The organism is Alteribacter populi (genome assembly GCF_002352765.1).
Lineage (GTDB): Bacteria > Bacillota > Bacilli > Bacillales > Salisediminibacteriaceae > Alteribacter > Alteribacter populi.
This window is the reverse complement of sequence record NZ_KZ293963.1, coordinates 4,130,418-4,146,063: the sequence shown is the minus strand read 5'-3', so window position 1 is coordinate 4,146,063 and position 15,646 is coordinate 4,130,418. Positions and strand designations below refer to the sequence as shown.

Below are 15,646 nucleotides of genomic sequence, written 5' to 3'. Positions count from 1 at the left end.
CAAAAGTTCAGGGGACAGACCCCTGAACTTTTGTGGCTTTTGAACTATTAACTCCCATTCCACACTTGCAGCACAAAATTCAAGAAAAATAGTGCTGAGATTATGACAAGTGGCTTGGTAAGTTCCTTATGCTTTCCAAGTAATATTTTTAATACCGGATAAGCGACAAATCCAAATGCAATCCCATCAGCAATACTATACGTGAGTGGAATCAGAACGATCACTAAGAAGGCTGGAAAACCTTCTGAAAAGTCATTGAGATTAATGTTTTGTACATTTTGCATCATGAGTCCGCCAATAATGATTAACACAGGCGCGATGGCACTCTGTGGAATCATTGTAATAAACGGAATAAAAAGCAGGGATAGAAGAAACATAACGCCTGCTGTAATTGTTGTTAGGCCAGTGCGACCTCCTGCGGCAATACCAGCCGCACTTTCTACTGTAGCGACGGTTGGACTTGTGCCTAGAAACCCACTGGAAATGACCGAAATGGCGTTCGCTTGCAGTGAGCGGTTATATTTTTCAGGGCTTCCGGCCATGTTTAAATGACCGTGAATTAAGCCGATATTTTCAAATACAATAACCATCACTAGCGAAAAAGTTGCAGCCATAAACGCAACTGATGCGATATTGGTAAACGAGAAACCTAGGAATACCTCAGAATATGGCTGAAACGAAAGTGGTGTTGTATTAGACGTTTCAATTCCCCCAAGGAAAAAGGCCAATACAGTTCCAAACAAAATACTTATTAGAAAATTACCTGCAACCTGGCGGATAAATAATGTTACAGCGACCATTAACGTCACAATCGTTACAATTACATTCGCATCTGTAAAACTACCTAATGTAACAAAAGTTGATTCGTCTGCTATAACCAAACCACCTTGCTGTAAGCCAATAAACGTTAAGAAAATGCCAATCCCGACTGCAATCGCTTCTTTTAATGAAGAAGGGATCGACTGAGTAATCACATGTGCCAGTTTCGTAAAAGCGATGATGCTAAAAAGGACACCAGATAACACCACTACGGCAAGTGCTTCTTGCCACAGCAGACCCATGGAATGTACAAATGTATAGACAAACATAGCATTGATACCCATCCCAGGCACAAGTAGTATTGGCGCATTTGCCCAGAGACCCATGATCATGCTTCCTACAAATGAAACAAACACTGTCGCAATAATTCCAGCTACAAGTGGTATGCCTGCATCAGCTAAAATAGCGGCATTTACGATGACAATATAAACAATCGTAAAAAAAGCTATCATTCCTGCCATCATTTCCTGCTTCAATGTAGAGTGATGCTGATCGATCTGAAACCAATTGTTTAATCGTTGGTGCAACGTATCTTCTCCTTTATAATAGCCCCTCGCCCGACCTCTTAATGTCACTATAGACACTAAGATGATGATTCAAATATAAGAACCAAAAGAATATTATAACATGAGATCCTCATATGCGCTGTATTTACCCGTAGATCGTAAGAAAAGCGCAAGGCGCCTTGGCATCGTGCGACATAGGAAACTTGACTTATCGCCTAAAAAGGCGAAAATCTTAGTTTGTACTTTCATAAGAAAATGGTTTTATACAGAAAGTGCAAGCATTTTCGACCGGCGGATTGAAGTCGCTTTCTGGCTTTTTCTGACGGGCTAAAATGACCTCGTAGCTATCTCTTCCTCTCCTCGTAATGCCTCGATGTGTATCCGCCCGAGCAACTCGCAGCTTATTAATGTTACTCCAATTACTAAAAAGAAACCCACAACCTAAGCAATATAAATTCCTAAACGATAAAAAGCCGCCTCTTCTACTTGAGACAGCCTTCGTTCTTATCTTTCTACTGTTATAATAATTCCTGTAGATACATGTTGCTTTTGATCTTCTCCGTCCTCATTAACTAAATAAAAATCAGAGTTTAATTCTATTTCATATTCACCTTCTGGAAAATCGTCACTCTCCACAAATGATTGGACAAATTCTTTACTTTCCTCGTCTTCACCATCCCGGTAGCCCCCTGTTTTCAAATACTTTTCCTCATACCAGACATCCCGTTTGAGAGTAGTTTCAAGACTTGGATCCTCCATAAAATAAGGAATTTCAATTCCACGTGTGACCTCTTGTATACGATACCAGAATGGTGATGAGGAATGAAGAATCCTGACTTCCTCTTGGTCACCGATATATTTTAGTTTTGCTGTAATTTCAACATCCTCACCCTCTTCATAATTTTCTTTTATAGACACTAAACGCAACAAAAAGTCCCCTGTTTGTGTTTCAGCGACGAGAGGCTTGGCTGCTTCTGCTGTTTCCTCCACATCTTCAGCTGATGTACAACCAACAATGGAGGCGATAACCAATACAAAAAAGGAAATGTATAAGCCTGTTCCTTTTCGACTATCTCGTTTCACCTGCAATGCCTCCTTACCTTATCCCTCAATAGAAATCTCTTGTTATCTATACCCGAAATGCTGCCAGCTCACCCAAGACAAAACACAACATTTATTCCCAAATTATAGCTTACATTCCTTACATAAGAATAGCCGACGAAGGACCGTCGGCTTAAGACCTATAAAATGCTTTTACGCAAAAAGAACCGTTGCTACTAAGAGGAAATTCAAAAAAATAAGGGTTACAGCAAGGTAATTTAGACCTGCTTGTTATCTACCTTTCTCTTGATTTCAACCTGAATATCAACGGACTGTAAGGGATGGTTTCCTTTTCATATAGGCCAAAACATACGGATCAACCTGGTCTTCTTCCTGCCAGCGCTCATCAAAATTTTCCTTCATAAAATAAGCCTTTAACGCTTCTTTTACCGTTAAATTATAACTATCATAAGTATCATCTAACAGCTTTTCTTTTTGAAGAATAAGTTGTACTTTTTCCAGAACATCACCTTCAATGGTAAGAAGTTCTTCTTTCTTTGGCTTTGAAAAATACAAGGTATGCAGCTCAAAAACACGTCTTAATTCTCTAATGGGATCGGGATGATCATCCACTCGCAGATCATACTTACGGTCGTTATATCCCCCGTATCCACCTTTATCTTGCACTACAAAAAGAGCAGCAGACTGTTTCCCACGGGAATCTCCCCCTGCTGCTTGTCCTTTATCAAGCGCTTCTAAAAGACGCTCTGCCAATGTTCCATTTGTTTGTTCGAAGGTATCAACTAAACGGTTTACTGTCTTTTCACTCACCAAAATATTCCCTTGAGCTGTACAATAACGACCAGCCCGCTGCCCAGCCCAATCATAGCAGTCAGCTCCGGTAAAGCCTGCTGTATTCCCATTAGCATCCATGATCGCAAATTGGCGAAGCCCCTGTTCCTCATCTTCTGCTACTAGCTTTTCTACGACTACTTCGGGACTATATCCTTCTGCTAGGAGCTCAAGTCCCTTTGGTCCAAACGACGTATTGGCAAAAGACTGGGTCGCCACCGCACCTACATCTGCTTTTGCCCAAGGAACCACAGCCCCTACTCCTAGAAATTTGGATTGGACCGCGATCCCCCATTCCTTGGTTTCAGGATCGTACCCAACGATCGAAAACGTAGCTACGAGCGGTTCTTTATTATGACTCATGTCTAATTTCCTCCTTCAATTTCCTTATTTATCATCTTAATATTCTGAACTTTATGAGTCAAGAAGTAGCTAGAGTCAGAGCACCTGATTCACCAGGTTTGACTCCTTCATTTAAAGGGGATAAGATAAATGTTAAATTAAATGATATAGGAGTGATCGTTGTGAATATATTAGTGATTGGCGCTAATGGAAACGTAGGTCAGCATATAGTAAAGATGCTTGGCTTAAGCACAGAACATAATGTAAAAGCGATGATTCGCTCTGAAGAACAAAAAAGGACAATGGAAAATCTTAGGGTAGATGAAATTGTCATTGCAGACCTAGAAAATGATTTCTCACATGCCTATGAAGGCGCCGATGCGGTCATCTTTACGGCTGGATCTGGGGGACATACGTCTAAAGAACAAACAGACGTCATTGACCGAAACGCTGCAATTCGATCTATTGAACAAGCAGAAAAGCACGGTCTTGCCCGCTATATCATGGTAAGTACGATGGGAGCTAATAACCCTGATGCTACACCAGAGGGGATCCAGCATTATATGAAAGCGAAAGCAGCAGCTGATGAAGCTCTTGTAAAAAGTAAGCTTAACTACACGATCCTCCGCCCTGGGTTATTAACAAACGAACCGGCAAAAGGAACCATTGTTGCCGCGAAACTCCTAGAAAATAAGTCGGGTGACATTCCTCGCGAAGATGTCGCAGCTACGGCAGTAAATGCCTTAACGATCGAGGAAACGTATCACAAGGCCTTTGAACTTCTTTCCGGTGAAACAAGTATTGGTACAGCATTAAAAAACTTATAGAGGATATTCAAAAAAGTCCGCTAAAAATAGCTGTCGTATAATATGACCTCCTGCTATATACCCTCACGTCCTGTGGCGAACGCAGTAGTCACCTCATCCTGGGAAAGCTCGTTGGCTTGTTTCTCGCACCCCACGTATTAACATCAGATGTCTCTTTCGCTGCTAATTAAGCAACGAAGAATATCCGTCGAGACTCGACCTACTCGGCTCTTTTTTTCCTCCTTTTGAACACGCACTTATAAAAGAAAAAGGGAATTCTCGGATTTTTTCGAGATTTCCCTTTCCTCTACACCAAGCCTATTAACAAAAGAAGAACAATGAAAATGCAAGCGACAGTTTCTCCCATTGCCAGAACCGCAACTTAATCGTATAATTTGAGTAGGGATAATCCAGTGAAAGGTGGGAAGCTTCGTGTTTAAATTTAAGAATGTGTCAAAAGAAGAAAAAACAGAACAAATCGTTGTTGGAGTCATTTTTTTCCTTTCGATAATAGCAGGTCTGTTTATTGGCAACAATACAAACTGGTTCACTTCCGCAAACTTTTCAGCAGGTTATATGGCAGGATCACTAGTTACCGGCTTACTTTTATTTTCAGTCTATCAAATCATTAATTTTATTTTAGGTTTTCCCAAAAAAAGGATAAAAACAAATTAACCTACTCATTTGCCTCCTATTACAGGAGTGCTGAGTAGGTTTTTTTAGACTATTTAATGCCCACCTTCTTCATTCTGAAAAAATAATATCGAGGATCGCTTCTGGGTCCTCCTCAACGATCATTGCTTTTCGACTGCTAGGGTCTATAAATCCCTGGTCTTTCATATGATCAAAAAATTGAATAAGCGGTGTATAGTAATCATTTACATTCAAAAGTCCACTCTTTCCTTTGTGTTGGTCCAGTGCCCCCATCGTAAGCATTTCAAAATACTCTTCCATCGTACCGATTCCACCTGGTAATGAAATGAAGCCATCGGAAAGTTCCGCTATCATCCGCTTACGTTCGTGCATCGTTTCAACAATATACAATTCGGTAAGCTTTTCATGGGCTATTTCACGATCACTAAGAAACTTTGGCAATACCCCGGTTACTTTTCCTCCACGTTCAAGAACAGCATCTGCAATCGCGGCCATAATACCAACGCTGGCACCTCCGTAAACGAGGTCAATGTTCCGCTCTGCCATAGCGTGGCCTAATTTACGGGCAGAAGCTAAATACTCCGGATGATTCCCAGCTCGAGAGCCGCAGAAAACTGCACATTTTTTCATAACATCCTCCTCCAAGCGCTTTTTCATTATATCTTTACTCTAGCACAACTTAGCAAATTGAAAAGCAGCCTTTTCAAGAAAAGCGCAAGGCGCCACTTTTCGGTGACATGCAAATGTTCTGTCCGATAAAAGTTCTTTTTACTTTTAATCGGGCAGGTTATTTGACACGTGCCGATGGCGCCTGAAGCTAGATACAAAAATGTAGATTTTTATACTTAACTCGTGAAAAAGCCTGCTTTCATCGAACGTCCTCTAAGTCGCGCAAGTTATTTTTCCCAAACTATTTGATCATCTCCTAAACAAATAGTTTTCAAGGATTATTGGATGGATCTCAGGCTTCGCTACAAAAACGGAGGAAGGATGAAATGGATCAATTGGTTGGTTATCCACAGTCGTTATGCTTGCACCGACTTCGTTTAGGAGTACATAACCGCCACCGAAATCCCATGGCCCCAATCCAATTGCAATCGAAGCATCTAATCGACCACATGCCACATAGGCCAATTCCAAAGCGGCAGACCCCTGGCAACGGACGCCTCGCACTTCATTAACCATTGCTTGTAGCCTTTCGTGGTCTAGATGGTTATTTGGTGTTAACCAGAGAGAATTCATCGCCACCAAAGACTCCTCTAAATTTCCCCCTGTAATAGAAGGTAACTGTTGTTCATTTAAATACGCGCCTTCTCCTCTTTGTGCATGGAAACACTCATCAGAAATGGGATCATAAATAATACCGATAACTGGCTGGCCCTTCTCATATATCCCAACAGAAATTGCAAAATTCCGCTTTTGATGAACAAAATTCGTCGTTCCATCAATAGGGTCAATGATCCAAACAGTCTCTTTCATAGGGTCATATTTAGCTTGTTCTGAAGCAGACCCTTCTTCTCCTAAAATAAAATGGTTCGGATACGTCGCATTTATTTTTTGCACAAAAAATTGTTCGATCTCTCGGTCTTTTTCTGTCACTAAATCAGCAGCAGACGTTTTATATTCAACATGAAGAGAGTTTTGTAACGTATTTTTCAACATCGTTCCTGCTTGTTTTGTCCACTTTAACGCTACTTCATATATTTCTTTTGTCTTATTCATTATTAGTAACCCCCACATAGAATTCACACTATACAACAAACCGTTACCGATTGTCGGTAACAGTTTGTAATAGTATAGCGATATTGATAGGCTATAGATTAAACGATTTTTTTACGGATGAATCCACTAAGATAGTCAATTGCACTAACAAAAATAACAACGACAATCAAAATCATCCCGACATCTTCCCAGTTCCGTTGGTGCGTTGCCAATAGTAATGGTGTACCAATACCGCCGGCTCCAACAATACCTAACACCGTCGATGCACGAACATCAATTTCAAAACGATAGATCGCATAGGAAGAAAACTCTGGTAGAACCTGTGGTAACACACCGTACCACATTGCTTGAATTCGATTTCCACCGCTTGCTTTTATTGCATCTACCTTTGACATATCAATTGTCTCAATCACTTCTGCATATAATTTTCCTAGCATACCAATAGAATTAATACTGATCGCTAAAACACCTGCATAGGGACCCATACCAACAGCTGCAACGAAAATTATCGCAAAAATCAGCTCAGGAATGGCACGAATTGCATTTAAAATTGATTTTCCAGCATAAGAAAATCTCGTCATGTTTCTTGCTGCTAAAAATCCGACTGGAATGGCCAGGATGGCTGCAATTGATAGACCGGCATATGCAATGGCAATCGTTTCAAGCATATAGCCTACGTACACAGGAAATTCTGCTCGAGTTTCTGCATCAAATAACGGTGCTAGAAACAGTCTTCTTAAAGTCTCAAGAGCAGAAGAAGATGAGCCTCTTGCTTGAAAATCAGTAAACATAAAGGCTATCACGTAAAGTCCACTTAATATAATAAGCGCTATCAGGAACTGCACACGAAATTTTGTACGGTTAGGCTTCTGCATTGGTATATTTGACTTTTTACTCATATCAGTCTTCATTACTCCAGCCCCTCCCTTACGCGATTACTAACAAAATCAATAATTGTAATCGTAACAAAAGTCAGGATAATAATTGTGGATACGTTTGCATAGTTAAACATATTCAGTTGCTGACGTAAAATAAGACCGATACCACCAGCGCCAACAAAACCTAGTACAACAGAAGCCTTAACATTAATTTCTAATACATAAAGAGTATAGGAAGCGTACTGTTGAATGACTTGAGGAACGACACCATACCCGATAACCTGAAATACATTTCCTCCTGAAGCACGAATCGCTTCAAGGGGACCCGGGTCGATGGTTTCGACCGTTTCACTGACGAGTTTCGCAAGGATCCCAAGTGAAAATATAGTAAGGGCAAATACCCCAGATAGCGCACCGATACCAACAACAGCCACGAATAATACGGCGAGGATAACTTCCGGAATCGTTCGTAGCAAGTTTAATAACATTCGAATAAACTGGTAAAAGTACTTGTTGGTATTAATATTCGCAGCTGCTAGGAAGCTGAAAGGAATCGCTAGAATGGCTGCAAATGTTGTACTTAATAAGGCAATATTCCATGTTTCAAGCAAACTGAAGAAAACGGTATTAACATATCCCCAGTTAGGTGGAATTAAGTCATCAATAACGAAATAATAGACGATTGGAAATCCTTCTATAATACGGTTAGGAAAAGCTTGTGTCTGATATGCAGATAGTACATACAAACTCACTACTAAAAAGAGGATACTGGAAAGGTACCACTTTAACCCTCTAGGAGTTACAGGCATACGTCCTTCTTTTCCTTTCGTTAGATTCTTATCTTTGGTCATTCTTTCTCATCTCCCCCGAGTAGATCATCTTCTTTGATCGGTCTGCCGTAAATTTCTTCAAATGTTTTCTCAGTCACTTCACTGGCCGGACCATCAAAAACGACTTCCCCATCTCGCAATCCAATAATACGATCGGCATACTCTTGAGCCATATCAATAAAGTGAAGGTTTACCAGTGTTGTTAAATTATCTTCACGACTGATTCTCTTTAAGTCTTTCATAACGACATGGGAAGTTGGAGGATCAAGACTTGCTACAGGCTCATCCGCTAAAATAACAGATGGCTTTTGAGTAATAACCCTAGCAATACTCACACGTTGCTGCTGTCCACCACTTAAACGGTCAGCCCTCTCGTATGCTTTTTCACCAATACCGACTCGCTGAAGGTTGTTCATAGCCAATTGCACATCTTCCTGTGGAAACAAACCTAACAGACTGCGCATCGTACCAATGTGGCCGAGCCTTCCAGCTAATACGTTACGGAGAACGGACATCCGGTTTACTAGGTTGTAGTTTTGAAAGATCATACCAGCCTTCGTTCGTAGCTTTCGCAGATCTTTCTCATTAAATTTGAGGATATTCTCACCATCTAATAGCAATTCCCCTTCTGTTGGTGTGACCAGACGGTTAATACTACGGATTAACGTTGATTTACCGGCTCCTGACATTCCTACAACCACAATAAATTCACCATCATTGATTTTGAGGTTTACATCTTTTAACCCCTGATGGCCATTTGGATAAACTAAAGATACATTCTTAAACTCTAGCATTGTGTTCTCCTTCCTCAATCTTTAATCATTTCATCGTTTGATATGTTCAACTATGTCACAAAAGTGTGAATTTATTTTACATAGATTGCACTAGCGAATCTATTGCAGCAAATCAAAAGCTTAATTTTAAATCTTTTAAGCTAGTTGAAAAAGACGAACAGAGTGGTATCTTCGTCCCCCACTTCTTCCTTTTCAAAAAGATAACGACCTAGAACATTAATACTATGTTCATTTAATAGGTCGCTAGTGTCAATAAATATTCGGATCCATCAAGGTATAATAGAAAATAAGTCCTTATACTGAGCCCAAGGTTCGATACGAAGTTCAAACTTATCTCGTCCTTAGGCACAGTTCTAATAAGGTATAATTTAAAATCGTTTATAAAAGGTTGTTCAAAAAGTTATGAATTTTGATCACTATTCTTCAGTCAATTCATCTTCAAATTCTTCAAAGACGTCACGTACAATGTCATATTCTTCAGATGTTGCTTCCGCAATACCAGTCCAAGTATAAATATCATATAGTACTTCTAACATTTCTTCGTCATCGTTAAAATTTAAGAAAGCTTGTTTGATATCTTCTTTCATCTCTTCTGGTAAATCACTACGCACTGAGATTGTGTCATTTGGAATCGGATCTGTATATCCAATAACTCTAATATCATCATAAACATCTGGGAACTCGTCTGCTACGCTGTCACGCCCATCTTCAAAGGTTGTTGCAAAATCAGCTTGTCCATCTAATAAAGCAATCATTGCATTGTCATGTCCACCTACAGTGAAACGATTGAAGTGGTTATCAAGATTTTCTACACCCATATTTCTCAATTGAGATGCAGGGAATAAATACCCTGAAGTAGACAAGTCATCGGCATACGCCCAAACAAGTCCTTCTTGTTCAACTAAATCATCAATGCTTTCAATATCGGAGTCAGCTGGCACACTATATTGTGCAAGATATGATGTTTCACCGTCTCGTTCTGACTTCAAAATAACTTCCGCATCTGCTCGGTCCTCTGCTTGTACAAATCCAAATGGATTTAAGAAACCAATATCAACCTGTTGTGTTCTCATTGCCTCAATTAACCCAACAAAATCCATCATTAGCTCGGCTTCAACTTCAATGCCCAGTTCTTCTGATAATTGATCTGCAAGAGGTTGTGCCGTATCTGCAAGTTCATCTGCATCTTGTGAAGGAATGAAACCCATTGTTAATTTTTCAATCTCTTCATCTCCACCATCAGCGTTACTGCCACATGCAGTCATTGCAACCGCTAAACCCAAACCTAAAGTAACCGAAAGCATTTTCTTCTTGAACAAAAAAATTCCCCCCCTAAAGAATGTGTTATACTATTTCAAGTCTCACAACTTAGCTAGATTAAAAACCAGTTGTCTAACAACTTGAACGGTTATAAGTATATAATTTTATGTAAAAAATGTCTACGAAATTTATAAACTAATCATAGATTATGTCACACTGAAAAGTAGGGAGCTTTACACATGAATACTCCTTTTTTTGGATACATACTTTGCGATTTTTTCTCCCGACTTAACGGTGCTGATCCAGTTACTAATTATTTGCTTTTTTTGTTTCCTGCATTGTTCCGTCTTGACGATGAATCATCACCTTTGCATTTTGTGAATCGATCAGTTCATTCGCACGGTCGAGTGCTTCTTGTTTTTTATTAAACACGTTTGTCGCCCGGTCCGCCCCCTCTTTTCTCACTTCCCACTGATTATCACCATCCACTGGGGCTACTTGGTACGTAACATTACTTTTTGGCCGTACCTTTTTCGCCTGCGCAATGGCTATTGGGATTGCTCGTCCCTCTTCGTAACCGTCTTCAAGTAAAGAATTGGCAATCTCGATAGCTTTATGCTGAACATCCTTTTCCAGCCCCCTACGCAGTTGGCCGGAATCTGTGAGACTCTTGCGGAAAAACGGACCAGCCAAGACCCCACAGGGCGCTTTTCCCGAGGAGGCTTGGCGGTTCGTCCGCGGAAAGCGAGCAGATGCAGGCCTACGGAGCTACATAAAGATACGCTTTTTACAATAAGTAGTAATCAAAAAAATGGAAAAAGATATTATTTTGAAGTTGTGTGCTTTTTTAAACAAATGAATGATGAAAGTGAATCAAATGTAAAAAATTGTGCGGGGACTGCCCCCGCACAATTTACTTAATGGATAGCACCTTCTTCCTCTTTTCTAAAGAACCACTTCAATGATTGATACACGTCACTTTTTTCACGCAAGATATAGTGTCTAAATCGTTCATCGCGAATGTTTTTGTAGGAGCTCATTAATGTTGACGGCCGGTTATACTGATTGACCTCCCCGTAACCAAACAAGCTTGATTGATCCATTAACTCTTTTACCAACCTTAAACATCGTTGATTATCAGACGTCAAATTGTCACCGTCAGAGAAGTGGAAAGGGTAAATATTATAGCGTTCAGGTGAATATTTTCCGTCAACCAATTCTAATGCTTTTCTGTAGGCTGAAGAACAGATCGTTCCGCCGCTTTCACCTTTCATGAAGAAATCTTCTTCAGTTACGACTTTTGCTTCTGTATGATGGGCAATGAATTCAATGTCGACGGTTTCATATTTTGTGCGTAAGAAACGGGTCATCCAAAAGAAGAAGCTGCGCGCCATGTACTTTTCCCAGCGTCCCATACTTCCACTCGTGTCCATCATCGCAAGTACGACAGCTTTTGATTCTGGCTTTACTTTTTCATTCCAGGTTTTAAATCTAAGATCATCATTGTAAATCGGCATAATGCTTTTTTTGCCATCCATAGCATTTCGTTTAATTGCTTGAATGATTGTACGACGCTTATCAATATTTCCCATAAGACCTTTTTTACGTACATCATTAAAATCGATATCCTCAATGACTATATTGTCTTCTTCTTTTTGCTGTAAATTCGGAAGCTCTAATTCCTTGAACAGCAACTCTTCAAGCTCAGAAATCGCTACTTCTGCTTCATAATAATCTTCCCCAGGTTGATTACCAGCCCCTTCACCTTGACCTGCACCTTGCTGAGGATTACCGTCTCTGGCTACCACGTCACCAACTTCACTGTCTCCGTCTCCTTGACCCACATGTTTGTTTTTATCATAGTTATAGCGGATTTTATATTCATCTAAAGATCGTATTGGAATTTTTATCACATCACGGCCATTGGACATGACAATGTTTTCTTCACTCACCAAATCGGGCAAATTTTTATTGATCGCTTCCTGTACCTTTTCCTGGTGACGTTGCTGGTCTTGATATCCCTTACGGTGGAGGGACCAATTATCCTGAGAGACAACATAATTTTTGCCAACGTAATTTTTCATTGTCTTACTCCCTCCTTCATTTTTTCAGTTCCATTTTAACCGCGTCTAGAACAGCCACTTCTGATCTTATAAATAAAATCATCGTCACTTTCTCGTAACGGTTCATTCGATAAAAAGGAGGCGTCATTGTCCTTGGACTTTTAAATTACTTATTTTAATTTTTTTTAGACAGGCACATTCGTTTTCTGTTTCACATACATTAAAAGTGACGATGCATGGCAAACAGTCATTGATAGGCCGACACGCTATTCTTTTTTTAATAGCTTACTTTATCCTATGCAGAGGGCTCGCTTAGTTGACAAAAAAATCCGATAAATATACAAGTCCCTACATCAAATTACACTTTCATAAAGGACAAGCTTCTGGAATTGATCTCCGCTATTTTTCCAAAATCCTTATCCCTTTAGGCATCATAGAAGGTTTTTGTTTCTCCTTAATAATATTTCAGGAAATTTCCTCTTAAGGGACATGTTTTTATAACTAATTAGAGATTATAGAAAGGTGACCATTCGTATTCGAGGAGAGGATTTCATGAAAAAATTAACGATCGTATTCTGGGCAGCACTAATAATTTTACTTTTTATTGTAGGATTTGGATTCATTGCACCTGAAACTCTTGAAAGCGTAACAGGTTCCATGCAAATGACGATCACCAATACACTTGGCTGGTATTACTTATTGGTTGTAACTGGATTTGTAATTGTCTGTTTGTTTTTTGTTGTAAGCCCATACGGTAAAATTAAGCTCGGGAAACCAGATGATAAACCTGATTACAACTATCTCACCTGGTTTGCAATGCTTTTTAGTGCTGGTATGGGAATTGGCCTTGTCTTTTGGGGTGCTGCGGAACCTATTTCTCACTATATGATATCCTCACCTACGGCAGAACCTGGAACAGATGAAGCGATACTTGAATCTTTGCGTTTTACTTTTTTCCACTGGGGAGTTCATGCGTGGGCAATTTATGCTATCGTCGCCTTGATTTTAGCTTATTTCAAATTTAGAAAAGACGCTCCTGGGTTAATAAGCGGCACACTTGAACCTATTTTGGGGAAATATTCAACCGGAACATCCGGTCACATTGTTGATATTATTGCTGTTACCGCCACTGTCATTGGAGTAGCCAGCACACTTGGTTTTGGTGCTGTACAAATTAACGGTGGATTGGATTACTTATTAGCCATTGGTAATAATTTTTGGATTCAACTAGCTATCATCGCTGTCGTTACAGTGCTTTTCATGATTTCAGCTTACACGGGATTAAACAAAGGGATTAAAATATTAAGTAATGTAAATCTGATCTTAGCTTCGCTTTTGTTTATTTTTATGCTCATTGTCGGACCTACGCTTTATACATTAAATTTCTTTACAAACACGTTAGGCACTTATCTACAAACATTACCAAGTATGAGCTTTCGCATCAGCCCTCTTTCAGCAGAAGACAGGGAGTGGATCAATGGCTGGACAATTTTTTATTGGGCATGGTGGATTGCCTGGTCACCGTTTGTTGGCTCTTTTATTGCTCGTGTTTCCAAAGGGCGTACACTTCGGGAATTTGTTCTCGGGGTATTACTTGTCCCTTCAATCGTTGGATTCATGTGGTTCTCTGTTTTTGGGGGCTCCGCCATCTTTTTAGAAGGCAATGGGATTGCAACTATATCAGAACTCGCTACAGAGGAAGTACTCTTTGGAGTTTTTGCTGAATTTCCACTCGGCACATTAATGTCGATCATTGCGATCCTTTTGATCTCAACTTTTTTTATTACGTCTGCCGATTCTGGAACATTTATTTTAGGGATGCAAACAACCAACGGATCCTTAACACCGCCACGTGTTGTAAAACTAACTTGGGGTGTGATGCTTTCAGCTACAGCATCCATCCTTCTTTATTCCGGAGGTCTACAAGCCCTTCAAAATGCATTAATTATTGCTGCGCTGCCATTTTCGGTCATTATGTTGTTAATGACATTCTCTTTGATCAAAGCTTTGCGGCAAGAAGAGAAAAAGCCGAGGAAGAGGAAAAGAAACCTTCAATCTTAGTTTGTTGCTTTTTGTGCGCTTTTTTCAACTCAAAAACAGCTAGCTACATTCTTTTAAGAAAAACCGCATAGCGGTCTACTATTAAAAACACCGTTAGCTCCGCCACATGTTTTACAGTCTCAAGGATGCTTTTCCCTTGTGACGAGCGGAATGAATGTGGCTTTCCGTTTATAAGTTTACCTTTTAAAAAATACGTAATTCTTGAATGGGCCAGTAAGCCATATTTGCTCGTCCGACAATATGCTCCATTGAAACAAAACCAATTTGACGGCTATCGATACTGTTTTGCCGATTGTCACCGAGCACAAAAATATGGTCCTGAGGAACCGTCATTTCTCCCGTTATATCTTCGAGAGTAAAATCGTCAGTTAAAACTCCTCCGCCGTTTTCTTCTTTAAATTGATTAAGAAAATCTTCATCGTGGGGTTCATCATTTATATATAAAATATCTTTTTCGTACCGAATCTGATCACCCGGTAAGCCAATCACCCGTTTAATGTAATCGGTATCTTCCGTTACGTGGAATATAATCAGGTCAAAGCGGTTAGGTTCACTAATTTCATAACCGATTTTATTGACAATGATTCTATCGCCATCGTTTATCGTCGGCATCATCGACTGCCCGTGAATGACATAGTTCGTAAACATGAAACCACGAACCATAGCAATGATAATGAAAACAACAGCTAATGTTTTCGCCCAACTCCAAAACTTAAGCCTCCAGTTTTTACGTTTTATAGATTTATCCATTTCAGTTATGCTATATCCTAGTTTGGAACTCATCCCTCTGTTCTCCTCCATTTGTTTGTTACTTTACTATTAAAATAGTAACCATAGCACCATTGTTTTAAACTAATATTAAGTAATAGTAATAATTGTTAGTGAGATGTAATATTTAATAGCTAAAATAAGCCTTCGGGTAAAAGGTTTCATGTAAATTGCTTTCATTTATGAAAATCCTCTGCAAAAGAGTAGAGATGATAATAGCGACCTTAAATGATAATGTATAATCTTATGA

15 protein-coding genes are annotated in these 15,646 nt (G+C 39.7%); 3 read left to right on the top strand and 12 right to left on the bottom strand.

The annotated features are described in order from the left end of the window. Positions 1-47: 47 nt before the first annotated feature. From CDZ94_RS19130 to CDZ94_RS19120, 3 genes are all read right to left on the bottom strand, one after another. Positions 48-1,283 carry an NCS2 family permease gene (locus CDZ94_RS19130; RefSeq protein WP_096441016.1) on the bottom strand — a complete coding sequence of 412 codons (1,236 nt, stop codon included), beginning with the start codon at positions 1,281-1,283 and terminating at the stop codon, positions 48-50. Between the two features lie 546 nt (positions 1,284-1,829). After that, complete coding sequence (locus CDZ94_RS19125) at positions 1,830-2,408, bottom strand: hypothetical protein (RefSeq protein ID WP_096439861.1); 579 nt, start codon at positions 2,406-2,408, stop codon at positions 1,830-1,832. Between the two features lie 282 nt (positions 2,409-2,690). Then, positions 2,691-3,581 carry a DUF1028 domain-containing protein gene (locus CDZ94_RS19120; protein ID WP_096439859.1) on the bottom strand — a complete coding sequence of 297 codons (891 nt, stop codon included), beginning with the start codon at positions 3,579-3,581 and terminating at the stop codon, positions 2,691-2,693. Between the two features lie 161 nt (positions 3,582-3,742). On the opposite strand from CDZ94_RS19120, the gene CDZ94_RS19115 reads away from it, so the two are divergent. Both CDZ94_RS19115 and CDZ94_RS19110 read left to right on the top strand, forming a co-directional pair. Then, the gene (locus CDZ94_RS19115) at positions 3,743-4,387 is read left to right on the top strand and encodes an SDR family oxidoreductase (RefSeq protein WP_096439857.1); all 645 of its coding nucleotides are present in this window, start codon (positions 3,743-3,745) and stop codon (positions 4,385-4,387) included. Positions 4,388-4,798: 411 nt separating this feature from the next. Then, complete coding sequence (locus CDZ94_RS19110; protein WP_096439855.1) at positions 4,799-5,041, top strand: hypothetical protein; 243 nt, start codon at positions 4,799-4,801, stop codon at positions 5,039-5,041. A gap of 69 nt (positions 5,042-5,110) precedes the next feature. Here the strand turns inward: CDZ94_RS19110 and CDZ94_RS19105 are convergent, their stop codons facing one another. From CDZ94_RS19105 to yhbH, 8 genes are all read right to left on the bottom strand, one after another. Continuing rightward, positions 5,111-5,650 carry an LOG family protein gene (locus tag CDZ94_RS19105; protein ID WP_096439853.1) on the bottom strand — a complete coding sequence of 180 codons (540 nt, stop codon included), beginning with the start codon at positions 5,648-5,650 and terminating at the stop codon, positions 5,111-5,113. A 288-nt stretch (positions 5,651-5,938) separates the two neighbouring features. Further along, positions 5,939-6,742 carry an inositol monophosphatase family protein gene (locus CDZ94_RS19100; protein WP_096439851.1) on the bottom strand — a complete coding sequence of 268 codons (804 nt, stop codon included), beginning with the start codon at positions 6,740-6,742 and terminating at the stop codon, positions 5,939-5,941. Positions 6,743-6,840: 98 nt separating this feature from the next. Beyond that, a complete protein-coding gene (phnE, locus tag CDZ94_RS19095) occupies positions 6,841-7,653 on the bottom strand; it encodes a phosphonate ABC transporter, permease protein PhnE (RefSeq protein WP_232735798.1) in 813 nt (270 codons plus the stop codon). Then, the gene (phnE, locus tag CDZ94_RS19090) at positions 7,653-8,471 is read right to left on the bottom strand and encodes a phosphonate ABC transporter, permease protein PhnE (protein WP_096439849.1); all 819 of its coding nucleotides are present in this window, start codon (positions 8,469-8,471) and stop codon (positions 7,653-7,655) included. Before phnE (CDZ94_RS19090) ends, phnE (CDZ94_RS19095) begins: the two co-directional genes overlap by 1 nt. Next, a complete protein-coding gene (gene phnC / locus CDZ94_RS19085) occupies positions 8,468-9,244 on the bottom strand; it encodes a phosphonate ABC transporter ATP-binding protein (protein ID WP_096439847.1) in 777 nt (258 codons plus the stop codon). The genes phnE (CDZ94_RS19090) and phnC overlap by 4 nt, the downstream gene beginning before the upstream one ends. A gap of 416 nt (positions 9,245-9,660) precedes the next feature. Next, a complete protein-coding gene (locus CDZ94_RS19080; RefSeq protein ID WP_096441012.1) occupies positions 9,661-10,548 on the bottom strand; it encodes a phosphate/phosphite/phosphonate ABC transporter substrate-binding protein in 888 nt (295 codons plus the stop codon). Between the two features lie 265 nt (positions 10,549-10,813). Then, a complete protein-coding gene (locus CDZ94_RS19075) occupies positions 10,814-11,197 on the bottom strand; it encodes a DUF2188 domain-containing protein (protein ID WP_232735799.1) in 384 nt (127 codons plus the stop codon). A gap of 224 nt (positions 11,198-11,421) precedes the next feature. Further along, positions 11,422-12,588 (bottom strand): sporulation protein YhbH, encoded by a 1,167-nt coding sequence (gene yhbH / locus CDZ94_RS19065; protein ID WP_096439843.1) that lies wholly within the window; start codon positions 12,586-12,588, stop codon positions 11,422-11,424. 531 nt (positions 12,589-13,119) lie between these two features. Here yhbH and CDZ94_RS19060 point away from each other — a divergent pair. Beyond that, positions 13,120-14,628: a glycine betaine uptake BCCT transporter gene (locus tag CDZ94_RS19060; RefSeq protein ID WP_096439841.1), complete on the top strand. Its 1,509-nt coding sequence runs from the start codon at positions 13,120-13,122 to the stop codon at positions 14,626-14,628. 183 nt (positions 14,629-14,811) lie between these two features. Here CDZ94_RS19060 and lepB read toward each other — a convergent pair whose 3' ends face one another. Beyond that, entirely contained in the window at positions 14,812-15,411 is a 600-nt protein-coding gene (gene lepB / locus CDZ94_RS19055; protein ID WP_245415761.1) for a signal peptidase I, read from the bottom strand. Positions 15,412-15,646: the final 235 nt, after the last annotated feature.